The organism is Pyrinomonadaceae bacterium (assembly GCA_036277115.1).
In the GTDB taxonomy this organism is placed as follows: Bacteria; Acidobacteriota; Blastocatellia; order Pyrinomonadales; family Pyrinomonadaceae; genus UBA11740.
Genome location: DASUNM010000027.1, coordinates 94,174 through 118,114, shown reverse-complemented (window position 1 = coordinate 118,114; position 23,941 = coordinate 94,174). Strand labels below are relative to the sequence as shown.

Annotated in this window: 35 protein-coding genes, 1 tRNA gene and 1 pseudogene; 4 read left to right on the top strand and 33 right to left on the bottom strand. The window is 53.4% G+C overall.

Annotated elements, in window-relative coordinates:
- Positions 1–5: 5 nt before the first annotated feature.
- From VFX97_16820 to VFX97_16675, 30 genes are all read right to left on the bottom strand, one after another.
- Entirely contained in the window at positions 6–596 is a 591-nt protein-coding gene (locus VFX97_16820) for a hypothetical protein (protein ID HEX5704863.1), read from the bottom strand.
- A gap of 47 nt (positions 597–643) precedes the next feature.
- A complete protein-coding gene (locus VFX97_16815; protein HEX5704862.1) occupies positions 644–1,129 on the bottom strand; it encodes a hypothetical protein in 486 nt (161 codons plus the stop codon).
- A 3-nt stretch (positions 1,130–1,132) separates the two neighbouring features.
- Complete coding sequence (locus VFX97_16810; GenBank protein HEX5704861.1) at positions 1,133–1,618, bottom strand: isochorismatase family protein; 486 nt, start codon at positions 1,616–1,618, stop codon at positions 1,133–1,135.
- A gap of 2 nt (positions 1,619–1,620) precedes the next feature.
- Positions 1,621–2,469: a hypothetical protein gene (locus VFX97_16805; protein ID HEX5704860.1), complete on the bottom strand. Its 849-nt coding sequence runs from the start codon at positions 2,467–2,469 to the stop codon at positions 1,621–1,623.
- On the bottom strand, positions 2,466–4,055 hold the full coding sequence (locus tag VFX97_16800) for a hypothetical protein (GenBank protein HEX5704859.1): 1,590 nt from the start codon (positions 4,053–4,055) through the stop codon (positions 2,466–2,468). The genes VFX97_16805 and VFX97_16800 overlap by 4 nt, the downstream gene beginning before the upstream one ends.
- A gap of 27 nt (positions 4,056–4,082) precedes the next feature.
- Positions 4,083–5,708 carry a hypothetical protein gene (locus VFX97_16795; protein HEX5704858.1) on the bottom strand — a complete coding sequence of 542 codons (1,626 nt, stop codon included), beginning with the start codon at positions 5,706–5,708 and terminating at the stop codon, positions 4,083–4,085.
- A gap of 43 nt (positions 5,709–5,751) precedes the next feature.
- Complete coding sequence (locus VFX97_16790) at positions 5,752–6,318, bottom strand: terminase small subunit (GenBank protein ID HEX5704857.1); 567 nt, start codon at positions 6,316–6,318, stop codon at positions 5,752–5,754.
- Positions 6,296–6,436: a hypothetical protein gene (locus VFX97_16785; GenBank protein HEX5704856.1), complete on the bottom strand. Its 141-nt coding sequence runs from the start codon at positions 6,434–6,436 to the stop codon at positions 6,296–6,298. The genes VFX97_16790 and VFX97_16785 overlap by 23 nt, the downstream gene beginning before the upstream one ends.
- Positions 6,437–6,462: 26 nt before the next feature.
- Entirely contained in the window at positions 6,463–6,624 is a 162-nt protein-coding gene (locus VFX97_16780; protein HEX5704855.1) for a hypothetical protein, read from the bottom strand.
- A gap of 246 nt (positions 6,625–6,870) precedes the next feature.
- The gene (locus VFX97_16775; protein ID HEX5704854.1) at positions 6,871–7,272 is read right to left on the bottom strand and encodes a hypothetical protein; all 402 of its coding nucleotides are present in this window, start codon (positions 7,270–7,272) and stop codon (positions 6,871–6,873) included.
- A 3-nt stretch (positions 7,273–7,275) separates the two neighbouring features.
- On the bottom strand, positions 7,276–7,422 hold the full coding sequence (locus VFX97_16770) for a hypothetical protein (GenBank protein ID HEX5704853.1): 147 nt from the start codon (positions 7,420–7,422) through the stop codon (positions 7,276–7,278).
- 26 nt (positions 7,423–7,448) lie between these two features.
- Positions 7,449–7,643 (bottom strand): hypothetical protein, encoded by a 195-nt coding sequence (locus tag VFX97_16765; protein ID HEX5704852.1) that lies wholly within the window; start codon positions 7,641–7,643, stop codon positions 7,449–7,451.
- 42 nt (positions 7,644–7,685) lie between these two features.
- Positions 7,686–8,207, bottom strand: a complete 522-nt coding sequence (locus VFX97_16760) for a hypothetical protein (GenBank protein HEX5704851.1) — start codon at positions 8,205–8,207, stop codon at positions 7,686–7,688.
- A complete protein-coding gene (locus tag VFX97_16755) occupies positions 8,204–8,533 on the bottom strand; it encodes a hypothetical protein (GenBank protein ID HEX5704850.1) in 330 nt (109 codons plus the stop codon). Before VFX97_16755 ends, VFX97_16760 begins: the two co-directional genes overlap by 4 nt.
- Before the next feature lie 297 nt (positions 8,534–8,830).
- Positions 8,831–9,355 (bottom strand): hypothetical protein, encoded by a 525-nt coding sequence (locus tag VFX97_16750; GenBank protein HEX5704849.1) that lies wholly within the window; start codon positions 9,353–9,355, stop codon positions 8,831–8,833.
- Positions 9,352–9,489, bottom strand: a complete 138-nt coding sequence (locus VFX97_16745) for a hypothetical protein (GenBank protein HEX5704848.1) — start codon at positions 9,487–9,489, stop codon at positions 9,352–9,354. The genes VFX97_16750 and VFX97_16745 overlap by 4 nt, the downstream gene beginning before the upstream one ends.
- Positions 9,490–9,491: 2 nt before the next feature.
- Positions 9,492–9,788 carry a hypothetical protein gene (locus tag VFX97_16740; GenBank protein HEX5704847.1) on the bottom strand — a complete coding sequence of 99 codons (297 nt, stop codon included), beginning with the start codon at positions 9,786–9,788 and terminating at the stop codon, positions 9,492–9,494.
- Positions 9,789–10,315: 527 nt separating this feature from the next.
- Positions 10,316–10,389 (bottom strand) — tRNA-Arg (locus tag VFX97_16735).
- A 154-nt stretch (positions 10,390–10,543) separates the two neighbouring features.
- Positions 10,544–10,723 (bottom strand): hypothetical protein, encoded by a 180-nt coding sequence (locus tag VFX97_16730; GenBank protein HEX5704846.1) that lies wholly within the window; start codon positions 10,721–10,723, stop codon positions 10,544–10,546.
- A 207-nt stretch (positions 10,724–10,930) separates the two neighbouring features.
- Positions 10,931–12,118 (bottom strand): hypothetical protein, encoded by a 1,188-nt coding sequence (locus VFX97_16725; GenBank protein ID HEX5704845.1) that lies wholly within the window; start codon positions 12,116–12,118, stop codon positions 10,931–10,933.
- Between the two features lie 111 nt (positions 12,119–12,229).
- On the bottom strand, positions 12,230–12,502 hold the full coding sequence (locus VFX97_16720) for a hypothetical protein (GenBank protein ID HEX5704844.1): 273 nt from the start codon (positions 12,500–12,502) through the stop codon (positions 12,230–12,232).
- Between the two features lie 14 nt (positions 12,503–12,516).
- Positions 12,517–12,816: a hypothetical protein gene (locus VFX97_16715; GenBank protein ID HEX5704843.1), complete on the bottom strand. Its 300-nt coding sequence runs from the start codon at positions 12,814–12,816 to the stop codon at positions 12,517–12,519.
- Between the two features lie 1,615 nt (positions 12,817–14,431).
- Entirely contained in the window at positions 14,432–14,713 is a 282-nt protein-coding gene (locus VFX97_16710; protein ID HEX5704842.1) for a hypothetical protein, read from the bottom strand.
- Between the two features lie 2 nt (positions 14,714–14,715).
- Positions 14,716–15,072, bottom strand: coding sequence for a hypothetical protein (locus VFX97_16705; GenBank protein HEX5704841.1), 357 nt, complete (start codon positions 15,070–15,072; stop codon positions 14,716–14,718).
- Between the two features lie 75 nt (positions 15,073–15,147).
- The gene (locus VFX97_16700; protein HEX5704840.1) at positions 15,148–15,534 is read right to left on the bottom strand and encodes a hypothetical protein; all 387 of its coding nucleotides are present in this window, start codon (positions 15,532–15,534) and stop codon (positions 15,148–15,150) included.
- A 52-nt stretch (positions 15,535–15,586) separates the two neighbouring features.
- Positions 15,587–15,874 (bottom strand): hypothetical protein, encoded by a 288-nt coding sequence (locus VFX97_16695; GenBank protein HEX5704839.1) that lies wholly within the window; start codon positions 15,872–15,874, stop codon positions 15,587–15,589.
- 130 nt (positions 15,875–16,004) lie between these two features.
- The gene (locus tag VFX97_16690; protein ID HEX5704838.1) at positions 16,005–16,190 is read right to left on the bottom strand and encodes a hypothetical protein; all 186 of its coding nucleotides are present in this window, start codon (positions 16,188–16,190) and stop codon (positions 16,005–16,007) included.
- 47 nt (positions 16,191–16,237) lie between these two features.
- Complete coding sequence (locus VFX97_16685) at positions 16,238–16,849, bottom strand: sigma factor-like helix-turn-helix DNA-binding protein (protein ID HEX5704837.1); 612 nt, start codon at positions 16,847–16,849, stop codon at positions 16,238–16,240.
- Between the two features lie 28 nt (positions 16,850–16,877).
- The gene (locus VFX97_16680; GenBank protein HEX5704836.1) at positions 16,878–17,354 is read right to left on the bottom strand and encodes a hypothetical protein; all 477 of its coding nucleotides are present in this window, start codon (positions 17,352–17,354) and stop codon (positions 16,878–16,880) included.
- A gap of 24 nt (positions 17,355–17,378) precedes the next feature.
- Positions 17,379–17,621, bottom strand: coding sequence for a hypothetical protein (locus VFX97_16675; protein HEX5704835.1), 243 nt, complete (start codon positions 17,619–17,621; stop codon positions 17,379–17,381).
- 125 nt (positions 17,622–17,746) lie between these two features.
- Here VFX97_16675 and VFX97_16670 point away from each other — a divergent pair.
- The 3 genes and pseudogenes from VFX97_16670 to VFX97_16660 all read left to right on the top strand — a co-directional run bounded on the left by VFX97_16670 (position 17,747) and on the right by VFX97_16660 (position 18,989).
- Positions 17,747–17,863 (top strand): annotated as a pseudogene (locus tag VFX97_16670) (ATP-binding protein).
- Positions 17,861–18,217, top strand: coding sequence for a hypothetical protein (locus tag VFX97_16665; GenBank protein HEX5704834.1), 357 nt, complete (start codon positions 17,861–17,863; stop codon positions 18,215–18,217). Before VFX97_16670 ends, VFX97_16665 begins: the two are co-directional and overlap by 3 nt.
- 7 nt (positions 18,218–18,224) lie before the next feature.
- Entirely contained in the window at positions 18,225–18,989 is a 765-nt protein-coding gene (locus VFX97_16660; protein ID HEX5704833.1) for a class I SAM-dependent methyltransferase, read from the top strand.
- Between the two features lie 52 nt (positions 18,990–19,041).
- On the opposite strand, the gene VFX97_16655 is transcribed toward VFX97_16660, so the two are convergent.
- The 3 genes from VFX97_16655 to VFX97_16645 form a co-directional block, all read right to left on the bottom strand.
- Entirely contained in the window at positions 19,042–20,067 is a 1,026-nt protein-coding gene (locus VFX97_16655; protein HEX5704832.1) for an NAD-dependent epimerase/dehydratase family protein, read from the bottom strand.
- Between the two features lie 85 nt (positions 20,068–20,152).
- Positions 20,153–20,911, bottom strand: coding sequence for a glycosyltransferase family 2 protein (locus tag VFX97_16650; protein HEX5704831.1), 759 nt, complete (start codon positions 20,909–20,911; stop codon positions 20,153–20,155).
- Positions 20,908–22,674, bottom strand: coding sequence for a hypothetical protein (locus tag VFX97_16645; protein HEX5704830.1), 1,767 nt, complete (start codon positions 22,672–22,674; stop codon positions 20,908–20,910). The genes VFX97_16650 and VFX97_16645 overlap by 4 nt, the downstream gene beginning before the upstream one ends.
- Before the next feature lie 458 nt (positions 22,675–23,132).
- Between VFX97_16645 and VFX97_16640 the strand changes: the two genes are divergently transcribed.
- Positions 23,133–23,762, top strand: coding sequence for an RNA polymerase sigma factor (locus tag VFX97_16640; protein ID HEX5704829.1), 630 nt, complete (start codon positions 23,133–23,135; stop codon positions 23,760–23,762).
- The last annotated feature ends 179 nt before the right edge of the window (positions 23,763–23,941 follow it).

The following is a 23,941-nucleotide window of genomic DNA, read 5'->3' as shown; positions in this document are numbered from 1 at the left end:
TCTCCTTAATCTCGGTAGGCTCGCCGCGCTTGTGCTCTGGCTTGCCGGTCGGCCGCTTCATTTCCCGGAGCGCCGATCTCTTTCGGATCGATCTTCGCTCCTGGTTTTGCGGACTGGCCGTTCAGCTTCTCAGCGAGTTTTTTTCCATTGGGCAACCACGCAGCAACATCAAGAGGGTTTGTTAGTGTTTTCGAGTCATCGAATTTGGCCGGGCCAGCTTCAACAACATCTTCTGGCAGGGTTTTGAGTTCCGCGTCAATCAGGGCAGCAAATGCGGGTTTAAGTTCTTTAAGTTCCGCTTCGGCTGCTTCCAATTTCGGCGTAATCTCATCAAGTTCCTTTTGTCTGGCTTCTGCTAGCTGCTGGAACTTACCCTGCTCTTTGGCCTCCGCTTCCGCTCGGGCCGCGTCCTCTTTTTCCTTGGCCTTGCGCGCCTTTTCCTTTTCCTCTTCACGAGTCTTGGCGGCTACGCGATCAAGGTCTGCTTGCGTGAACTTCAGTGCGTCCTCAGATTTGGGCTGAGTACCCGCCTTATCTTTGCCTTCCGGTGTTTTGTCCGTCTCCTCAGACGTGGTTTCAGGTTTAGGATCTGGCATGAGTTAGTGAAATATCCTCCGAACAAAGAAAAACACAGTCCAGAGGTTTACGTTTTGGGAGGGGAATCAACATCCCACCACTTCACTTTCTTAAGTCGGAACGATGCTGATAGCAGATATGAATAGTCGCAGCAGACAAACCGACTACCGATCCATCCAAAGTTAGTACGTTTCGTGTCGGTAAATAGGGCGGGAATTCGTTCTGGGTAATGATCAAGTGAATGTGAATACACTCGACGTTGAATGAGAATTTGTCCGCTTTCTGTAATGGCATGGCAGGGCGCTAACCATCGGGAGAACTCTTTCCATTCTTCATTGTCGATCCAGTTGCGCCATTCGGTTACGTTTGCAAACTGGCCCGTGGACATATCGCGCTCGACCTTAACAACGTATCGGCGATCTTGTTTGAACACGTAGACATCGCGATAGAGACCGTAATCCAGATCCTCTGCGCATAGGTACTTAATCTGCGTGCGTAGTTTTTTGCCGCTGACCGCCAACAGGGCGATGTCAATCTTGGAATACCTTCCCACGGTTTAGCCAATCGTAACGTTGTTCCACTTAGCCATGCGGCGCAATGCGCCCTTGTGATGAATTTCGGGACTTAAAGGAGACTTCATGTTGGCTGAATTCGCACACGCATCGCTGATGACTGTTACACGAACAAAGCGCCGCAATCCGTCTACAGTTTTCATTACACACGCTGAAGTATTCACACCCGCAACTCGCAAGTGTCGAACGCGGCCAACGTGCTTAACACCTAATGCGCTCTTCTTCCGCCAGTGATACGCGAATAATCTTTCAAATATCACGGCACTTCCGTCGTCATAATCCTTATTGACTTTGACCACCTTTTGATAGCCCCGTAACTGACTCGCGATTCGCGTGACAGTGCGCCCACCGTAAGTAACAACCATAATCCACTCTGAACGCTTTTTGGCTCGGCCTATCTCCCTCGATACTGGCGCAATCACGCGCTCGACGGCTGGAAACTGCTTTTGACAGTCAATAATTACAAGCATCGTTAGCCCGTCAGCCTTCGATCAATCGTTAAAGGCTCAACGCCTTCATAAGAGAACTCAAACGTGCAGCGATCCCGCGAGCCGCATTGCCCTGAGCCAATGTCCTGAATTTCACTCAGCGGGACGTATTCATCACTTGCCCACGCCTCGCAGTCCTCGCAGACATTCCCGTCATTCTCTGACACGCGCCGCACTCCGACCGCCCCTGCATCCGATTCACGATCCCTGACGCTGTTTTCAAATGTGCCGTACGTGGAATCAACGTACATCCCTGCCCGACTAGGAATAGTTGCCCCAATTAAAGGCTCTGCGCCTGCCACTTCGACGGATTGAGCAATCACACTCGCCTCTGCGACAGAATCAGCCAACGTCTCAGCAACTACCGATCGGGCTACAACGGCAGCCTCAGACGGGGCCGCTTTTAGTAATGCCTGGGCTACGCGCTCCTCAACAAGACTTTCTAATCCAGCAGGGATCTTGTTTCCGAGTGAAGTAACAACCTGAGAAGCTATGGTTTCCGCGGCGAAAAACGACGCTTGGGCTTCGGCTTCAAACCGGTTTAGAAAGTCCAATTCGGAGAGGATCTTCTGATTGATTCGAGACCATTGCTTGTTATCTGGCTCACCATAAGCAGCCAATCCCGCAACAGAATGCCATGAAGTTATTTTGTGTCTGAGGAGTTCAAAGAAGGCGGAGAGTGAAAGAGCACCGATAAAAAGCTTATTGGCCTGCCGATCTACTTCCCGCTGTCCGTGCTCAATATATTCTTCAATCCGCTTCCGAACCTCAGATTGTGTTAGCGGGTGGCCGTTCTCGTCTTCGTACCGGCGATCTTTTGGGTCCCATTTCACGGAGCAAGTAACCCTCTAACCCCTGCCGGACCGCCTAGCGCAGCCCTGCGAGCCAAATCACCTAGCGCATTATTGTTTTGATTCTGAGAAGCCTGTTCACGATCTGCGATGATCTGCTTTCGCTCCTCCTCGTCAGCAATCCCAGCGACTTCTAGAACCTTGTCTTGAGAGAAAATATCTTTTGCCTTTCCAGCGTTATCCAGCCTCTTGCCTTCGATGTCCACCATATCGGCTTCGGTCATTGGGATTAACGGACGCGGCATGATCGCCATGTCCAATTCACCTTTAGCGTAGGAATCCAGGCTGAACGGCGCGAACTTCTTCCGCTGGTCTGTCTTCTCACGCCACCCTTCTTTGCCTTCTCGAAACCGGAACCCCCCAATAGCACAAGCCATTTGGAAGAGTTTTATTGACTGCTGATCGTAGTTACTGGAAACGCGCAATACTCGCTTCCCAACATCGCCCATTAACCTTGCCGCACCGGGACCTGTAACTTCGCTCATCTCTCTCAGTTTTTGATACATCGAGAGTTCAGGAAAGTCGTGTTCAATTTCAGTGAGAAGCCGATCAATTAAAGGAACCACCTTGTCAGGGTCTAGGTTGCCGGTTAGCGGAACCCACTGCGTCCCCTCCGGCCCCTTAAGTAACAGCCTCTTTGTTGGTTTTTCTTTTGCCGCAGACAGGGCACTGTATTCATCTGCACGAGAGGTTTTAAGGTTGGCTGAGTCGGAAGCAATATTCCCGATGTTTCCACTCGTGGTAATAATTCCGGGTGAATCGATCAAGATGTCCACGTTGTCATGGTCGTGGGAAACCAAGCCGTTCAGCTCGTCAATCTTGCCCAGACTTCCAGCGATCGCGGGACTGCCAAAGTCATCCCCTTCGTCCAAATGCTTACACCACACCGCCGGGACAAAGCCGTAAAAGTTCTCTACCTCTTCATCCAGTGTGTCGTCTTTGTAGTAGCGAAACGATTCCTGGCTAACCTCTTTGCGATACTTAACCGTCTTCCCAGTAGCGTCCAAGGCGTCGTATTCCAACGCATAAAACTTGACGTTGCCCGATGAGTCTAAGACGAGGCTCGGGGACTCGTCTTTAGCTTTGTCAGCCAACCGTCCTGGCCACCGCACCACTGCGGAGACTTTTCCTTTTTCCACATTGTCCACAACTTCGACTAGACATGAGCCTGTTGAGCCTCCAAACAAAACCATTTTCTTGTTTTCCGATTGCCAGTTCGACCATTGCCAGAATTGGGCAATCGCTATCTTCAAGTTCTCGTCTGTGTCGTCGGACAACGGAATGGCTAGTTGAACACCATCAGGCAGTTGCGAGGCGTCCTCGCTTAACGCTCCAGGGTAAACATGGTCAACGTAGAAATTAACAAGTCGGCGGGTTGGGTTGTAGATAGGGCGGATGTTTCGATATAACTGAAACTTCTCACGGTAGCTCTGCCAAACTGTCAGATCGTCAAATTGAGTGTTCTGGTAGCAGTGCCAAAGCATCTGAAGCCGGGCGCGATCAACCGTCGAGCGGCTAATGTCACCTGGAAAGCCTTGAGGGTCCCGGAATGCTGCTACTGCCGCCATGAGTCTATTCCAAATACTCGCCACACTCTAACGTCCTCGGTAATCTGAAATGGCATAAGCCAGGCTTTCGTCAAGTTCTTCAACCACGCCCGCAGCGTCGGGCGCAAACGCTAAGTTAAGCCCGTCAGCCAAATCAGGGGAGTAGCCCAATCGTTTTTTCATCAACGCCTTGTCCTCAACAATTTTTTGCCCTGGTGATTTATACTTAGGGGCAGCTAACTCTTTTTCTAACCTTCCGCGGATCTCTTTCTTTAACCTCGACAGGTCGAGACGTTTTTCCTTTGCTCTGTCGCGCGAGTCAAACCACAACTCCGAACGTTTATTCCGGTAGAGTTCTTGGTTGTTTGCCTTGGTGGAACTGTTAATTGCGACAACTGAGTAACCTTCTGCGAGTAAGTGATCGTATGGTCCTGTGCCCAAACCACCCGTAACGTCGATTTTGATTCTAATCCGCTTTGGCTCAATAGAACTTTGGGTGAGGACGGGGGCTTGTCGTGCCGCATCTCGCAACGCGGACTCAACTTCTAGATTGTCCATCTTGCGCAACTCTCTGGCGGCATAGACGCACGGACCGCGCCGCGTAAATATCGTGGTTCGATCATCACCGAATCTGGCTATGTCGCACCCGATCTCAGGCTCGTCCTGGTTGATCGGTTCAAGTAAAGGCTGAAACTTTAGCCAAGCCTTCGGAATCACTTGTTGATCTGCCTGAGTTGGAAACTCACCTAACACCCGCCCCTGAAAGTAGGCAGTCGGCATGTAAACCATCTTCTGACTGAGATCCGCCGGCTGCCCTGAGAGTGCTTTCTTAATCTCAGGTAGCGAAACAAACTCAAAGGCATCCTCGACTATTTTCTCGGTCTGTTCGCATTCCTTCTCAAGCATTTCATAAAGCCAGAGAAGTCTTACAGCATCAGGGAATGGAGGCGATTCACAGCTCAATTCAGCTTTGATATTCGGATGGTTCAGAGCTGAAATACTCATTGTGTGATACAGGCTGGACTCGCACGCGATACCAAATTCGGTAGCCTCATCAGTGGGATTCCCGATCGCAAAAACTCGGCACAGCGGATTTGTCATCAGTCCGCCAATGGCATCCCAGATGTACTTTGGAACCCCAACACCCTCCTCGATAACAATTAGGATCGGCGCGGAGTGTTCACCCTGAAAACCCTCGCCCTTTTCCGCATTCAGTGCTCGAACATAATGATCGCCTTCACGGTTCTTATCTGCGTCTCGGATGATTCGTTCGAGGATTAGCCCTGGCAAGCTCTTGCTGCGCCGTAGAGACTTTAATTGCTTGAAAGTAAGGCCGAATGACTGCTCCCATGTTGGAGCAGTGATGTAGCCAATATGCTTTGACCAGCAATCAAACCACCACGATTCGGCAACGGCCGCCGTGAACGTCTTACCGACCGCGTGGGAAGCCTTAACAACCGTATAGCGATTATCGAGGATGCTTTGCAACATCTCGTCTTGGTCAGGCGTGAGACGAACTCCCAAGATTTCACGCGCATAGGCTTGGGGCTTCTGTTGGTAGTCAGATAGAACCGACTCGGTGGGGCGCTGCTGTCTTAGCCGTTGGAAATACCGATCTCTTATTGGTTCAGGCCATTGATTAGGATCGGGGCCGAGTTGGATTTGCGGAATCATTCATTTTGCTAATGAAAGTGCCATATGCTCACGGGCGGGATACTCACATTTCCGACTTCGCCAGAGGTTCACCGCCAAACGTCTCAGGCAAGGGAAGTCCATAACGTTTTGCGGCTTCATCAGCAAGTCGATCGGCGTCTTCCGGGGTGATAACGATCTTTGTGGGGAATAGCCCGTGATACTTGCCGAGATCAACATGAGCACCATGAGCGTTATGCAGTTCAATCTTGGTCATTCGGCCAGTGTCTTTATCGAAACTGATGCTCTTGATGAGCCGCGAAACATTACGAGCCTTCGCTTTCTGAAGATCAAAACTGCCGTCAGGCTCAAACACTTCCGCAATATCGGCAAGCGCAATCCTGGTTAGGCCAACAAGCGTTTCCGTCGCACTAAGGATCTTTCCGCTGGCCTTCTTTTCAGCGTCGCGCCTCAATTCACCAATCGCGGCCTCAATATTAGCTTTTCTTAGCATCCGAAACCCGGTGACGCTAAGGGTCGCATCATCGCCTTTGTAGCCCGCTATCCGCGCCGCTTCAGTCGCGTTCCCGTTCGCCTCGCCGGCATAAGCCAGGCAAAACGCTCGCTGCTTAAGTGTCAACTTCGACTTCACCGCGTTCCTTTTCTTCCTTCTCTTCAACACACTCAGAATGAGCAAACTCACACGATGCTGTCTCTTCAAAGTCGTCCTTGGTTGGATCGATCTTTCGTGGACAAAGCGAACACCTCATTGATACTTCTTCTCAAGCCTTGGAAATTATTCGTGGTCTTCCCACTGAATACCCTTCATCTTAAAGATCCCTTTGGCCCATTGAATCTGCCGCTCGTACGCGTCGTTTTCGTTCTGCAGCCGCTCAATCTCTTCGTGGAGTTTCTCGCTCGCAATCTGCGCGAACTCCATCCGTTGAATCCATCTCACTACGGCATCGCCAGCCGAAATGTTTGACTGTAATTCTGTCCTCTTTGCATCTGCTAAATCACGCGCTGCTCGAGCTTGCGATTCGTGAATCTCGGCCGCGACTACTTGCGGCTTCTTCCGATTCAGAACTCCTTTGATAACCGCTAAAACAATTAACCCCACCGACCCGCTTGTAACGATATTTGCTATGACAAACCAAGCTAGGCCCGTCCAACTCTGAGGGATCGTGGGTAGGGATTGCATCTCTCATCGCGCGTGCGCAGTGCGACATACCCCCTCCACTGCGCCTCCTAATGCTTCAAATTGATCTCTTGTCAGCGTCACTAAATCAGGGGAGTGCTTTGCGTAGAGATCGTTAACTTTTGCATCTCCCCAAATCACCGTACCTGGCCCTTGCCCTTCTTTCCCCAGCGGGACGCCAAGGTAAACAGGCTTCGCAAAGTAGTTCTTATCCAGTAGCCACGATCGCGCCTCTTCCTCGCTGTCGGCTACCCCAATGTCGTGCGCCGTAACTTGGTAGCCCGTCACGAAATACACGAACCTGATGAGCCATCTAGCCCACAGACGGTAGGTCTGCAATCCAGGCGAATGCATCCCCACCCGCCACACAATGCGAGCCTTGGGCTTCACTGCTGCTAACGGTGCCATGATCTACTTCGGGCCGCCGGGTCCCTCGGTGGACCCTCCCCCTGGCGGCGGTGGGGGCGGAGGCGGCTCGCCATCCAACGGCTGAACATCGGGCTTATCTTTATCTTTGTCTTTGTCCTTCGGATCTTTTTCGTCTCTGTCGGTTCTCATAATTTGCTCTCCCGAATGCGGGTTTGTTAATGTCTCGCCGCGCGCGCCAGCTTGGGCTCATCACTTGGGCTGGTGCGTTGCAGTTGGGGCGGGCTTGCGGGCTCGCCCCGGCTCGTCTTAGGAATAAAGAATTCGTCGTTGAGCAGATAGCGACCTTCAACCGCGCATTTCCACAGCCTCAGCCGACCTTCGCTATCAACCGTCAATACAAAACCTTTCATCTTCCCTTTACCGGAGGCGTCGCGCCTCTACCGAATCAAAACTTAATCATTCAACAGATCGGGCTTAACTGTGTCGCGAATCGCTTTTCGAAACTCTTCCCGCCAGAAGTCGGGATGCTGTTCTCCGCTGCGATCCGCAGTGTCTTCTGGGGTATGCTTCGGGCCGCGAATAATGTAAAGAATCAACGGCATTCGTACTATGTCCCGCGCAAGCGCAAAAGCAAAAAACCCCAACGAAAACTTCCATGTAAACCTGACGTTAGTCGCCAGAAAAATCAGTACAACCCCTCCGATGGCATCAACAATGGCAGCATGCAAATGCACCATCGTGAGCTTGACGAAGGCGTTCTCTCTGTTCGGCCACAACCTCCATGCGGCGTAGCCAGCTCCGGCCCCAACAAGTAAATGCACAAACCAGATGGCTACAAACGTCCACGCGGCAACCTGCCGAGTAGAAACCCCAGCCAATACGATCAGGGCGAAAAAGAACGCCGCCAGCGAGAGCGATACGATCGATATTGAAATCAGGTATCGCCAGAAGCTTGACGGTCGGGTAATCTTCATCTTTTACGCCTCGTACTCTCACGTTCAAATGCCGCCACAACATCTTTTAGGGAGTCTCTGAACTGCTGATTTTCTTCTTTGATATGCGCCACGAACTCAGCCGCTTGTTCCTTGATTAACAACCGGGTTACATCCCGCTCGCTTCGAGCGTCAATAATCGCATCCGCTACTAGCTTCGCCGCGTCTGCGTCTTTCCGCTCCAGGTACGTCTTTAGAAACCGCGCAATGCCGAATAGCAAAATCAGGGCAGCGACAAAGATTATCCCCAACGGCCCCCACGTCTTCCCCACTGCGGACCAATCGACAGGTTGGAATAAAACCAACATTCATCTCACGTCCTACCTCAACCACTTCCCAGATAACAAATCTCCCAGAGCGTCAATACTCTGGCCTGCGGTCCCGTAAGCCCCGCGTATCTCTAGGAAAAACAATCTAATGCGCTGAATACAGGTCATCGCGGTGATGCGCGCTTGCTTGTCCCTCCGCCGTAAAACTCCGGCGGATACTCTGAAATAATATGGACACCGGATCCATGACACGCGCCACAAATGAACCATCGGCCTCCATTACGAAAGCCTCGTCTACCGCTACAACGATGGCATGGCTGCGTTGTCATGGACGCTTCACTTATCCATCTTCATTAGCTGTTTCAGCTTGTCCGCGTCGGGTTTTACCCGAGCTTCAATCTGATCGTCAGTGAGCGGTGGGCCTGCGTCCATTGCGACCATCACTGTTGCATTAGGTGACGTGCCGCCGTAGAAGATCACCAGTGACGAGAGAATTCCCGATGCAATGTCGGCAATTTGCTGCACACGCGGATTTGCGGCGAAGTGCTGCCGGTTGATAATGGCGCGGAAGCCCGTCTCCGCCTTTTGTGCCGCTCGCAGCTTGCAAGGCCGATCTTTCGCGCAAGCCTTGAAGTCCGTTTGGAGTGTTAGAGCGACGTTAGACCCGTCTGTAAAGTCAGTAATGATGGGGCCAGCCTGCTCCTGCTTCAGCACGCCGGCGGCAACCAGGGAATTAACCAGAGGCCCAGAGGACGCCAAAGCAAGGCGTACAGTTGTGAGAACATTCCCTCCGCAGGCCGTTTGAACGATGAGCACCGACGCTAATGCGAGTGCTGCGATTTTCCGTTTGATTCGATTCATGCTCTCTCCTTTGGGGTAATCTCAGTCCCCACCTGAATATCTTCAGCGTCGTACCACTTGGCCGTAAGGAACACGCGTCCGCTTAGGTCGGTGTACTCGTCGTCTTTCTTGTAGACTGCGTTGAGAAATTTCATAGTTACTCCTTTGCGGCCACGCTTTCAGACATTGCAGCGACGGCCTTATCTGCCTTCGGCGTGCTCGGCTCGCTTAATGATGCTGCCGACACCGCGGCAATCCTTGCGGCGTCTTTGTTGAAACCCTGAAGCCCTTGCCCGAGGATGTAGGCAACGAACAAGGCGAGAATTCCGTTAACCATTGCTGGGTCCAGGTCGAGGCCGTACTTCGCCCCGGCGGCAACGATCACACCGACAATCATCGCCATAAACTTCTTGGACGTTGCTAACTCGCCCAGCATTTGTTTGAAAGCTTCCATTATTCGTGCTCCCTAAAGTTCATCCACGTCTCTGCATCCTCAGAAGCAGAAAAGAGAAGCGCATTAGTCTCTTCGTTCGCTTCGCCAGTTACGTTTAATCCGTGATGTGCTTGGAATTCGCGGAGAGCGTGGATCGTGTCGGCGTCGAATACTCCCGTGATGCGAATACTCAGCTTCTCTTGAAGTAGCCGGATCCGTCGCTCGTCGGGTTGGTTTGCAGGCAGACCCATGCCTTTGATACTAGGCTTAGGGCTGGGTTTATTTTGCGGGGGCAAAGCAAAAGCCGCCTGAGTTTTCCCAAGCGGCCTTTGTTATCGCGTGTTTAGCGGCTAGCTCTTGCCTTGTCGAAGGACTGTAACGAAATTCCGCCGAGCACTTCGTTCTGACTGCACGAAGCCTCACGCTTTGCTCCGCCCTCGCGGGCGTTTCGTGTCTCCGGCTTTCACGGAGTAGCGCCCAGCTTACATCCGCATCGAGCGGCCCGCGTTATCGCGCAAGGCACGAGCACCATGCTCCACGATGGAATTAGGGCCAAGCAGGAATCGAACCTGCGACATCCGGTTTAGAAAACTGGCGCTCTATCCGTCTGAGCTATTGGCCCGTAAAGTAAGGGGCGACCGACTCGGTTTCCCGATGGCCCTGCTTATGGAGCAAAGCACTGTCAGCCGCCAAGCAAGTCAAGTTTGCTGCCACTAAAGACAGGCCCAACGAGCAAGAGAATTATACACCCAAACGAGACGCGCTGCCGATCCGTTTTACCGCTGAACGCAGTACTTGCGCCAGTCTTTCGGATCCACGCCGGGGAAACATTCTCCACAGGGAAGATAGCCCACGCGAATAAGAAACTCGCCGGGCGGCGTCGGATCCCAGAGCGCTATTGGCTTATCGCATTCATTACAACGAGTGCCTACACTAATAACTTGTTCGTCTTTCATCTCTTTCACCTCATAAACAACCCCAACAGCCTTATCAAAGTCGTTAAGGCTGGCTAGTTCTGAAATCCCACAATTAAAAAGGGGCGGCTCGGTCCCGACCCGATAAACCGCCCCGTGCTTCGATCTTTTAAGTTGTTGACTGTTCGATCCTGCCCTTCCTCTCCTCTTTTTGAAAAGTTGAAAGTTCATCTTAGACCTTTGGTTGCTTTACGCTGCCTTGGCTTTGTCGTCTTTCTTAGGCAGTAATTCCGGAGCGTAACGCTCAAGTCTTTCCAGCCAATCGACATGAATCGCCGCGTTTCTCTCTGCCAACGTCTTTAAGATCGAAACTCCGTCCAGCATTTCCATGTAGTGATTCTGTCCGCCGTATACGGAAGTGATCACACCTCTCTGCGTCGGGCCTCTGCTTTCCTCTCGCGTCTCAACCGTCAGCATCTTTAACCTGACCATTAGCCCCAATCGTCCGCTCGGCTCAATGTGCTTATCTTCATCGTGCTTGATTGTGCATCTCGGAGCGCAGCCACCTTGCCCGATCTCATCTTCGGACATGACAAATCCGTGGCTGTGCAACCACACCGAAATGTAATCATCACTGGCTCGATCTGGCGCCTCAGTCCCTTCATCTCCCGCAAAGATTTTCATTATCGCGGCGCAGTCTTTTTCAATATCGCGATCTCGCTGCCACTCGAACATTTCGATAGCCCTGCGATAGACGGTAGCCAAGAGAGGGTCAACCGTAGACATGGGCCACTCACGTACCAGCGCAATCTTGGCGTCTAACTCTTCACGCACGGCTTTATCGTGAATCTTTTGCAGCGCGGGGCCTCGTTGTACTCGAGGCGCGCACGGCTTCTTTGTTGCGTTGACATATCGCCAAGCGTCCGCCGGCCGATAAAAAGGGTTTTCACTCCGCTGCTTGGTGAAGTGTTCAATGGCGGCGCGCGGATCTTTTGCGGCCAACGCGGCTTGGTAAAAGCCCTTGTCCTCTAAAGTATTCTGAGTGGTCAGAGTGGTTTTGAAGGTCTTAAATATTCGCGCATTGGCATAGATCGTGCTCGCGCCGCAACCCAATTCATGCGCTTGTTTATCAACGGCCTTCATTATCCCTTTTTCGTCAACGTCCTTCGCGCCGCGCCCGCCAACTAGCCGCTCGGTGCGCTTCCAGATTTCCGCGTCGAAAATAACGACAATCTTCCAAGCGGTCTTGCCAAGTTGGGTAGCGTAAACTCGGCCGTCGATCAACTGTTTGTCTGTGGCGTCAGGCGCGAGTTCAGCCGCGACAGATTCCAGGTTTTCCAGTTTATCTATTGCCCCGAAGATCTGAGAAAACCCGTCCTCAACACGAACGGGCAACGGGGATGGATCGGGCACTATCGCAAGTTTGGCACTGCTCATTTTTAAGTCTCCTATCTGTGATTGAATGACCTTGGCACTCTCAGATAGGGTCTAACCTTCTTAGCTCGGGGGCGTTTGGTGATCGGCAAATCCCAGCGCCCTTTTCGTTTCTCAACTCACCACCGGATCATATGTAGCCGCGAATATCTGCGGTTTGCATGGATAAAACTCACCTGCGACGCCGCGTATAATCCAATCGCCGGGGCTACACTTCATCTCGCCTTCAAGGGTGCAAATTGTGATTGAGCCGTCTTCGTTCGGCCACATTGACGGGTCTTCGTCTTCTTGGTAGCCCATCCCGTCCAGCCACGTATCGATCTGGTCGAACACACCGACAAACTGGATCGCATCAATGACAACTGGCTTCTTTCTAAACTTAGCCATCAGTTCTCCTTCTCTTAACTCCCTGAATCCTTAGTAGCGGATAAAGCAGCGGCGGGCGCGAGTTTGATTCGTCGGTAGTCGTAAGTATCCGCGAGTTTATCTTGATCGTTCCATCCCGTTCCGTTTAAGCATTTTGTGCAGAGGTAGCCCTGTTGCTCCTCGCGAGGCTTGCTGCAATAAACGCACAACTGTTCCGCGTCGTGCTTCCAGTCGCAGAAGCGCACCAACCAATAAGGATCGCCCTCTTCGTCGTCCCATTCTGGCTCTCGAATGCGAGACAATATTTCTTCAGCGATGGCCTTGTAATCATCCATCAAGTTCTCCATGCGGCCCGCTGTGATACGAAGGACACCCCACCGATGCCACTTGTCGCTAACGCCGCCACTCGACTTGTGGCATGACATGTCAATAATGAAACCGTAATTGCTGAAATGGCAGCAACGGCAGCCGTCAGAACCACCTAGACCGTAAGGCCCATGCTCACGCAGAAGCGCAAGCAGCCCGCGAGCCTCGTAACTCAAACCGCGATCCCGATCATCTTTAGCTGAGTCTCTAGTCATGGGGTTACGCTCCGCTGCTGTGTTTGCGATACGCCGCGAGACACTTTTTGCAAGTCGCCTTCTCTGGCGTCCAAGTGTGAAGAGTCTTGTTCGAACTTCGGGTGCGACACCAGTAGCCGCCCGTGTCTGCGCGACCGAGATGCAATGCGACGCCTTTAATCTTTGCTGTAACTTCCGCTAGGCTCACCTTTTCGTCTCTCCCCCTCTCTTACGTAGTCGGACGTGACTGCTTGTGTCTCTCTTGAACTTCGCCGTGTTGCTAATTGACGATTTCAGGCTGCCCTCGCGGACATCTCGTGGCTCATTCCAAGCCCGACATTGAGCGTGTTGATAGCGGCGTTAACGTCCCTATCGTGTTCGGTTCCACAGTGAACACACGTCCATTGTCTTACCTTCAAGCCTGCCCATCCGGTCGGCCCTGAAAGAGCACCGCACGTTGAGCAGGTCTTGGTGGAATTTCTACTCGGCACTTCGACGTACTCGCTACCGCCTGCACGGCACTTGTAAGCGAGCATTGATCGAAGCTGACCGTGGCTCGATGAAGTCACAGACTTACCAAACTTCCGCGCTATCGCTCGATGGCGATCCGCGCTAAATGCAATAAATTCATTTTCTGAAACAAGCCGACGAGACAGTTTGTGGTTGCGATCCTTCCGCTGATTTCCGATTCGTTCTTGAGTCCGCGCTGCCAATCGACCATTGCCGCCACGCTGCGCCTGTGCGAGCCTCCACGCGGCAGCCTCTAACTCTCGCGGGTGAGTAACCTTCTCACCGTTTGAAAGAGTGAGAAGCGAAGTGAAGCCCGAATCAACGCCAACCTGCGCATGCCCCGTTGCGGGGATCGCTTGCGGCTCTGCGTCAATGAATAAGCAGAGATACCAGCCCGACGCTCGCTTAACGATCCGACCACATTTAATCTTGCCTTCAGGGATGTCTTGCTTGTGGTAACGAACGCGCCCGACACCCAACAGGCCCACGCGACGCCGATCCCAAAGCCTCATCGGGTCTGACAATGGAATGCTGTTTAATTTATTGCGTCGCCCTTTTAGACGGGGCTTGCGTGAGAGTCCTTTGAGATGCCGCTTCCGCGCTTCGTGCGCACCCATTACAACAGCCGCTAACACATGCGCAGGAATGCCGATTCGCGCCCCGTGTCCTGAAACTATATTTCTCAGACCGTATGACGAATGGTAAATCCCGCCGCGTGCATCGTTCTCTAGCTTCTTGATAGCCCAATTCCAAACAGCAGGCAGATGCCACAGCCAGTGATCCAACTGCCGCTCTTGGCGTGGCGTGAGCTTTAATTTAAGTTGGCACTGAATCACTTGTTTCTCTTTAGTTTACAACACTTTACGCGGCTTGGGTTGAGCTATTTTCGCGCTTGTCTCTCCTCTGAAGGGGCAGCGGCATCGCTTACCGCCGGAATTACTGCAACTAGAATCAGCCGTTCACACCTCGCGCAATAAATATCTTCAAGGCAACGCATCTCCTGAATCTCGTCAGCGTAAACAGGAAACTCTCTGTCGTAAGGAGTCTGCGCGCAGCGCGAGTGAATAACGTCCGATGATTCGTCGTTGTCCCACACTTGAAAGTAAGGCGGCTCAACGCCTTCTCGAAACACGTAGGCAGGTATCGTTACTGTTTCAGCCATCTTTACCCCTGCTTCTCCTGTGGTAGAGGGTCAACGCGCTGTAGCTTGCGCCGTAGTTTATTGTTTTCATGCTTCACAGCCGCGAACTTCCCTTGCCAGAACGTGATCCGTTCGTTCCATTTCAGGGCGGCTTGAGTGTGGCGACTTGCGTCCTTACGGACGGTTTGCTCAATCTCGTAATATCGGGCCTTCCACCACTCCATACGCTCACTGTCAGTTAGAGTTGGACATGTGACCTGATGGCGAGGCCCGTGCGTCGTGTGGTAAGGGCGGCATTCCTTGCAGCCAAAAACCGACTCTAGCTTGGGGCCGAGGCCAAGCGACTTTGCTCTCACGATCTTTTCGTTCGTTTCAGCCATTGCTCACCTCACCCTTGAATCTCTATTCCGTGCGCCGCTAACGCTTCAAAAACGTTCTCAAAGTCACAGCTCTCTTTAAGCAACCGATATAAAAGCCAAGGTGAAGTCCACAGCGATATAGTTTTCAACTGTAATTTCGATGTCGGGTTTACCCAGTAAAGTACGAGCGGTTTCCAAGTGGCTTTTAAGACGCTCTACCTCAATTTCATAATTCGGTATAGATGCACCAGCGTGTTGAAGTTGCAAAGCATAAATAGCTTCTGTGAATTCCCAACAACGCCGCGTCAGGTAATTAATTTGACCTTCACCGCGAAACGGCTTGCCTTCTTTAATCATCCGAATTCGAGCATCAAGGCGTTCTGTGCTTTCAGGCGTTGCTCTCCAGCTATTTTTTTCTATCTCCAGTTGAGCAATGGCTTTCAAAGCGGATTCATGCAGGATTGATGTGTTTGCTAATTTCATGGGTTCCTTTTTGCCCTCTTTGAAACGTTCGTTTCAGCCATTCCCTCTCACCTCAATGAAATTCTGCGAGCGTTTCAACTGCCTGAATCGGACTCGTTAGAATCAGATACGGGACTCCCCGCGCCTCGCACTTTGCTTTGGTCTTTTCTTCGTTGTCGGTCAACTTCCGTTGCGATGGTGGTTTGTTGCCGTCTTTACACTCTGCGATTAGAGAACGACCGCGCCACAGTATGACCCCATCGAAGCCGCAATCCGTCGCTTCAGACGTGTGAATCCACTCTGCGCCGACTTGCCGCAGAGCTTTCACAATTTCAACCTGGTTGGCGTCAACTCGCTTCATTCACCCTCGCCAAAACAAGAACCAAGCCCCCGTCGCCGCCCCAATAATTAAAAATAATCCGACGATGCCGGATCTTCGCTTGCGAGGCGTTGAGTTGTAGCTGTATTCGCTCTCGTCCATGCGGACTCCTTTATTCCACGGCTACAGTGGATTGTGTGTTTGCGCATTGGCATCCTGAAATCTCGACGTACTCCGCATCCACCGTCTCGATTGAGTAACCGTTCCGCGCCATCTCGGCTACGTCATCCGGGTCAATCGTTGCCGCCACTGCGCATCCGCAGGACAGCCGCCCGACATAGATTCGCTTGATCGCCATCTCGTTTCCCCCCTTCGCCCCCTTCAGGAGTCAGCCATGCGGCCCTCTCAGATCTTGCCTATCTGTCTCTCTAGTTCTGCGCTCCGTGACGGATGACGCAGTTGCATCAATGCCTTGCTTTCCATCTGCCTTACACGCCCAGTTGAAACGCCCAACTCGTCCGCGACTTCAGCAAGCGTGTGCTCTCTGTAGGGCGGCAAGCCAAAGCGCATCTTGATCAGTTTTTCGTAGCGCGGCTTGTTCAGCGATGAAACAACGCGATCGATTAGCTGGCTCCGCTCATGCTGAAACACGGCCTCATCGGGCATTGGCGGAAGTTGCGGACACGCCCCCGCCTCGATTAAGACGTGCGTGGGCATTTCAACGATTGCGTCGATTTTCTTCTGCCGTTTTAAAAACGCAGGAGTGCGAATTTCGGGCGGGAAGATTTCTTCAAGCGTGTGGCCTGTCAGCGTGAATAGTTTGTTTTCAACGTCCTGCCAAAACTCTTCTGAACGTCTGGACTTCAAACTTAGCGGCGATCGATCAAAATTGATCCAAGCAACTACCTCGGAAGGACTCAAGCCGAGGTATCGCGCCAGAGCCGTGGCCGAACCCAGCTTTTTAGCCGCTTCCCAAAGGATGCCGTTCTTCAGTCGTGCTTGAATTCCAACCTTCATCTCACCTCACAAAAGAGAACCTAGCGGGCTACTCGTTCACCGCTGCTTGAAAGTCTCCCTCGACTACGTTGTCAGATGCCGCGTTGAGTTGTTTAATGTGAACCTCTTTGAATGCGTCGTATGCTGTCCGTCCTTGCGCGTCGATTGCGTAAGGCATAAGCACCTGGCCCAGCTCCGCTTGACCGACTTCATAGAGCGCCAGTTGCGCTTCAATCCAGTCCTTCAGAATGCGCCACGCCACGCGACGGGCTTGCAGCTTTGTATGCGAGCGGCGCGGTACGCCTTTCGCTCGAATCAACGTTCTGTAAACACCCTCAACATCGCAGGGCAGGCGAATAGCAAGCGGCAACCCGTCAATCAGGATGATGAAGTCAATCCCGCTGACGTTCCCGTTGTCGTCAAAGTCTGTTGAGATTTTCCGCGCTCCGTGCTTTGCGAGAATCCCTTGAATCTCAGCAATGGACTTCGCGGCCTCAACCGTCGTTGTGTAATTCAATATCGGCATTCAATTTCCTTTCGCTTCTCCTGCCTATGCAGCAATCAACATCGCCGCCGCTGCGACTTCGCGGTTCGCCCAGACAACGCCATCCGCGCAAGAGCGGCAATAAGTGACACCGCCAACCGAGTGGCCGGGATCAAACATATCGAATCCGTCCTTGCAGCACGGGCACTGCCAAATGCCGCCGGACACCATGCGCGAGACCCCGCTCTGCGCACAGCCACGGCACCCTGCATCGTGAGCCGTCACTTTCAATCGGTGATAAATCGTCATTCGTTTTCTCCCCCACACAGCCCCAAGCCGTTTCAGGCCAGATGTAGCCCTTTCTCATGCCGCTTTCAGCCTTATTCCGAGTTTGAAATACGTAGTGGGTAGGAAAGACTCAGCCGTGCGGCTTTTGGAATGATCCGACGCGCGAATGTAACTGCTCGCCGTTGCAGATTCAGCGTTATGTCGGACGCATATCCGGACCGCTGCTTGATCGGATCGATATTCACATTGACGTACCCGCTGTGAAGTTTCGTGAACTTACCGGCGACACGCCGCCGGATGCCGAAGACTCAAAAGCAATTCGACACCGCGTCATTCGTGCCCGCGCGCACCAGAGCGAGCGCCTGGCGGCAGAAGGAATCTTCTCGAACGCAGCCATGTCACCAAGGCTAATTCGCAAATATTGCCGCATCGATTCGGAAAGCGAGACGATGCTGGAACGCGCAATGGCCCGTCTCGGCTTGTCGGCGCGCGCCTATGATCGCATCCTTAAGGTGAGCCGAACCATCGCTGATCTCGATGACTCAGCCGCCATCAGTTCCGCTCACGTGTCCGAAGCTGTACATTACCGCTCGCTCGATCGCACCTATTGGACTTAATTTCTGAATGCGAACTGAAGACTACCAGGACCTGTTCGAGCTCGAAGAGGAGCTCTGGTGGTTTGTCGGGATGCGACAAATCACCGCAGCCGTGCTGGACCCTCTTCTGCGAGAGAATGTCTCGCGCATAGTTCTCGACGCCGGATGCGGCACCGGGGGCAACGTCGCGTGGCTGCGGCGCTACGCCGGTGCAAGCGAAGTCGTCGGGATGGATCTCGCATCTGACGCGCTCAAATTCGCTCGCCAGCGGGTTCAGCAATTGCCTGTTCAGGCCTCGGTCACTGAACTGCCGTTCCCGGATGCGACGTTCGATTTGGTCACCAGCTTTGATGTCATAGTGCAGTTGCCTGAGGAAGGCGCAGACGAACGCGCCATCCGTGAGATGTATCGCGTGCTCACGCCCGGTGGGATTGCGTTCGTGCGCGCTGCTGCGTACCAATGGATGCGCAGCGGGCATGATGTCGCATTGGATACCCGGCGGCGTTACAGCTTGAATGAATTGCGTGCTCTGTTGGAAGGCACCGGGTTTCGAGTGATACGGGCGACCTACGCGAACAGCCTTCTGCTTCCGATCGCCGCTCTGCACCGGCTTGCTTTGAAGCCGATTGGCCTGGCCCCATCGGGTTCAGATGTATCGCCTTTGCCGTCAGGTTTGAGGTGGATTAATCCGATCTTTCAGACGCTCTTGCGTTGCGAGGCAGTATGGTTAAAGTTATTCCCCTTGCCGGCAGGACTGTCCGTCATCTGCGTGGTTCAAAAGCCGAATACTTAGGAGTGGCGCTCGCTTTAGCACCCATGCAACCGATTTGCGTCGCAAGTCCGCACTAAGCTACCGAAGAGGCAGCGCTTGCGCCCCAATAATGGGCCCGATTCTGACCGTAGAATTCCAACGTGCGCGTCAACCCCGCGCGAAGCCGCGTCCGGGGTTTCCACCCGACCGCTGACTGGATCTTGTCGTAGCTCGAGTGGAAGTTCCCGATGTCGATTAGCTGCCGCTCCTGCGGAAACGCGACGGCCCGGACACTGCCTTTGCCGGTCAACGCAATAAGTTCCGACGCCACTTCCGCGAGGCTCAAAGATTCATCGCTACCCAGATTGAAAATCTCGCCTTCAGTGGCCTCACTCGCGCCCGCCATGAGCAGCGCCTCAACCACATCCTCTACGTAGTTAAGATCACGTCGCTGCCTGCCATCGCCATAAAGGTCAATTGCTCCCCCATCCATCGCCTGACGGATAAACCAGGCAATGAAGCCCTGACGATCATGATGCATTAGCTGGCCCGGCCCATACGTGTTGGTCAGCCGCAGAGACACCGTGCGCGTTCCGTAAACGCGATGATAGAGCAGGTGATAGTGCTCGGCTGCCAGTTTGTTTATCCCGTTAACGTCGAGCGGCGCGACCCGGTGCTCTTCATCAACCGGCAGGTAAAGCGGCTTGCCGTAAACCTGCCGCGTGCTCGCAAATACTATCTTCACATGCGGATTGTAGTGACGGCATGCTTCGAGCAATGTGAGTTGCGCGGTACAGTTGAGTTCGAGATCCCGGAGAGGATAGAGCATGGACTCGAGGTGCGAGACGTTGCCGGCGAGATTGAAAATGAAATCCATGCCCCCGACGAGGTGATTGACGACAAAGTCGTCTCGCATGTCGGCCTCGTGGACAGTGACGTCGCTTTCAAACTCGCGGATGTTGAAACGATTTCCGCCTTGATCAGGCAGAAGTGCATCGAGAATGAAAACTTTTACTCCTCCGAGTTCGACCAGGCGGCGAGCCAGGTTGCTGCCGATGAATCCAAGCCCTCCCGTGATAAGCACCGAACGGTCTCTGTAAACCGTGTAATGGTCAGTCATCTTTATGAACCCATGTCCGGGGCCAGATCGTGGCCCGGAATTCTGTTAGAAGTTTTGGCTGAAGGCGCCCATCGTCCGCCGCTACTTAATCAACCGCGAACGCGTGACCAACAGGCCGTTTTGGCCCTCGATTCAGCACTACAAGACGAACCCAGAGCAGCCAGAAATCCAGAGCGGTGCGCATCACTCGCCGCAAGGTGAAGAATTGCGAGCGACCGTGAGTACGCGGATAGTGAGGCACTTCAGCTTCGACGAAAACGCAACCTGCCCTATGAAGTTTGAAAACCAGTTCGATACAAATTGCGCCGCTTGACGAGCTTAATTGCACTCGCTGCAGCGCGGCCCTGCGCAGTAACCTGAAATCACAGTCAACGTCCCGAATGGGCAGATTGAATAGCACCCGCGCGAAACGACTGTAAAAACCTCCGAGCAACTTCCGCGAAACGTCGTCTGCGCGCTGTTTCTTGAAACCATTTATCACATCAACGCCATCCGTGAGAAGTGGATACAGACTGGCGAGCTCGCGAACGTCGTATTGGCCATCGCCGTCAGTATAGAAAACTAAATCCTTGCTGGCCTGGCTGAAGCCCGTGCGGAGCGCCGCTCCATAACCCATATTCCGCTCGTGATGAACTACTTTCACGCGCGGCTCACTCCGTGCCAGTTCTTCGAGAACGGAAGCCGTGTCATCTTCGCTGCCGTCGTTGATAACGATCACTTCATAGTCGCTGGCAAGGGCGGGAAGTACGGCCAGCGCGTTCCTAACCAGCGGTGCAATGGACTGCGCGTCATTGAACGCCGGAAAGAAAATTGTGATGCTGTTCTCCCTCAAAATGTCCGTCATCTTCGTAATTCGAGGGAGTCAGCGTTTTCAATCATGTGCTCGCCTATGAGCCTATAAGCCTTTAAGGTCTCCGCGTCAAATCCCCACGCGGTGATTCGCAGCCGGCCAGCAGGAAGTTTTCGTTCGTCAAACCCTCCGCGCCAGCTCAGGTCGACGCCTTTACCGAGGAGCCCGCTTCTCAATGGCACGCGAGTTTTCGGAAATGCGACGGCAAAGATTGTATCCTCACCCTTGCCGTCGTCATAGGCCAGCAACACGGCGTCGGGTGGCAGCCCTGTTCCCGGAACCACTGCTCGGCCTGAGGCTAGATACTGATGGTCGGCGGTCTGGGAAACTTCTACAAACGAATTGTCTGTGTGGGAAACCGCAAAATCCCAAGGGGCAAGCGCGCGGGCGTTGCGCTGCGTGATCAGAGGCGGACGCAGAAGTCCCAGATTCTCAGCCTGATTTGCCAGTTGCCGAAACACATCGGGCGTGGGGTATCCCTGGTCCGTCAGACAGCGATCGTCAATGACATTAGTCAGGAGCACGCAGGTTTTTACCTGAAGCTGTATTCTCCGAGCTTCGCTCGCCGAGCGCAGGGCAAGAATGTAAAGCGGCACCTGCGTCAGAATTATTGCGATTGCCACAATCGGCACGCGTCGCGAAACGGTGTTCCAGATGAACCCGCGTTCGCCGGTCCGCTTCCGGATTTCCAGGGTGAACAGGTAAACCAGCGCGACTGGTAGGTAGATTGTGAAAGTCGTATAGCGCGAACTTAGTGACTGGACTACGCCGAAACTGGATCGGCCAAGAGTTATTAAAACGGCAGTCAGAAGTGCATAAGCACCTATAACCAGCCACACGAGGCGCCTTTGAGAATCGATCGAACTATTCAACGACCGCCAGAATTGGCGGCAGGCCCAGATAAACATCACGAGGATGCCGAGACCGATCACGGGTGTGACTACGAATCGACCTAAAGTGAGCGGTCTGCCGACGAGGCTGAAGAAGTAGAAGGCTGCCTGGGTTGGAGCAAACCCGTAAGCAGGACTCGCAGGATGCACCGGCTGCACGTACCCATACATATAAAGGATAGCGCTGAGTCCGACTGCCACGAGCCATCCGACTGCGAAAGCGCGCTTCGATCTCGGTTTAGCCGAGGACCAGGTCAACAACACCGGCAAGACCAGGAGCCAACACAAAATACCGTTGACCGAAGAGAAAGTGCTGATGATCGACAGGGCCGCGCATGCAATGCATTTCGTAGCGAACCGGAGTCGCGGCGCGGTCGCGATCACCAGACACGTCGAGAGGCACGCGATGGGAAAGAAATAGATCAACTGCTGCCCCTGCAACCAATTCTCGTGTTGGACGGGAGAAAAGATAAGGACGTTAGCGGCCAGATACGCCCACAGCCGGTCGCTCTCTCGGTCAAGCGTTAACTTTCCCAGGCGGTAAACATTGAACGAGACGAGGCAGGCGAGCAGCAGACTCGCACCCATGTGGTATCGAACATCGAATTTCGTCAGTCGCCCCAGAAAGACGAAAACCAGGTTGGGAAAAAATTGTCGATATTCATTTTGCTGACGGAAGAGATCGGAGAAAGAAAGGGTCCCCTCGTTCAGCTTGTACAAGAATGTCACGCCCGCCCACTCGTCCCATTGAGGCAAGTTCACGCTGTACTTCAGTATTAGAAACCCCACAAACGCCGCCGGAATTACTAACGCTGCCACAGTGACAGCGCCTTGCAAGCTTTGCAGTTGGCGTTTAATGTTCGACATTTACATGAGACGGCGATCCGACAGCGGTATAGAGCCAAACAAGCCGCGGGGCCTCAAAGCTCTCATAGTGTTGGTTGTTACTGCCTTTTTTGTTTTCGCTCCGCCCGGGACCTTGATCGTAGCCGGGTTGGTTCTGATCGGCTTCTTCGGCAAGCGCGGGATGTTCGTGGTGGGACTAGCTGGCGCTGCAGTCGGGATCCTCTGGCTGCTGAACCGGGCACGTCATCGCACTCGACTTCGCAAATGATTATCAACGGTCCGCGTGGAGTCAAGGGACCCGACCTGATCGTCACGTGCGTTTCCCCCTCTGCAAGTCGCATTTCGTCGGCATGTCTACCTCGTTCGAACAAGAGCGGCTCACAATACTGCCGCCCGAAACCCACCGCCGCTTGCCTGCATCCGCGCTTCATCGGATACTGAATCGAGCCCTCTGAAAGTAATTCGAATAGGGAAAAGGCATGAGCCGGGCGACGCTTCAGACTGATCGAAGTGCGCTCACGAAGGAACTAGTGGCTGCCATCGATACCGAGACACCGCGAACTCCGGACTACGAGCTGACGAAAAAAGCTGCCGAAGGCGACATGAAAGCCTTCGAGGAGCTTTACCAGCGGCACAATCGCCGCGTTTATTCGCTGTGCCTGCGCATGACCGGAAATGTCGTTGAGGCTGAGGACCTGGCGCAGGAAGTCTTTATTCAGCTCTTCCGAAAGATCGGCAGCTTCCGTGGCGAGTCGGCTTTCACGACCTGGCTGCACCGGCTGACGGTTAATCAGGTCCTGATGCACTTCCGCAAGCGGGGGGTGCGGCTCGAGCAGACTACCGAAGAGGGCGAAGTTCCGGTGCAGATCGTGAAAGGCACCGAAAATCCGAACGCGATGCCCGTAGTTGACCGCATCGCGCTGGACAAGGCCATTGCGCAGCTGCCACCGGGTTACCGGACGGTTTTCACGCTGCATGACATTGAAGGACACGAGCACGAGGAGATTGCGAGGATGCTGGGTTGCTCAGTTGGGACATCAAAGTCGCAACTGCATAAGGCGCGCATGAAATTGCGTGGATTACTCAGGCAACAGAAAAAGCCGCACTAGCAACCAAGAAGTTGGCCCGATTTTTTCGGGAAACTGGCGAAATCGGCCAAATTGACATAGCAAGAGCCCCCGCGTGTCCCGGCGACTGGGCGCTCCAGACCTTACGCAGTCTCCCCTTTATTGCTTTAGACACCGCGATAGTCGTGTCGTCCGAGGCTTTATTCCGAGATGCGACCCAT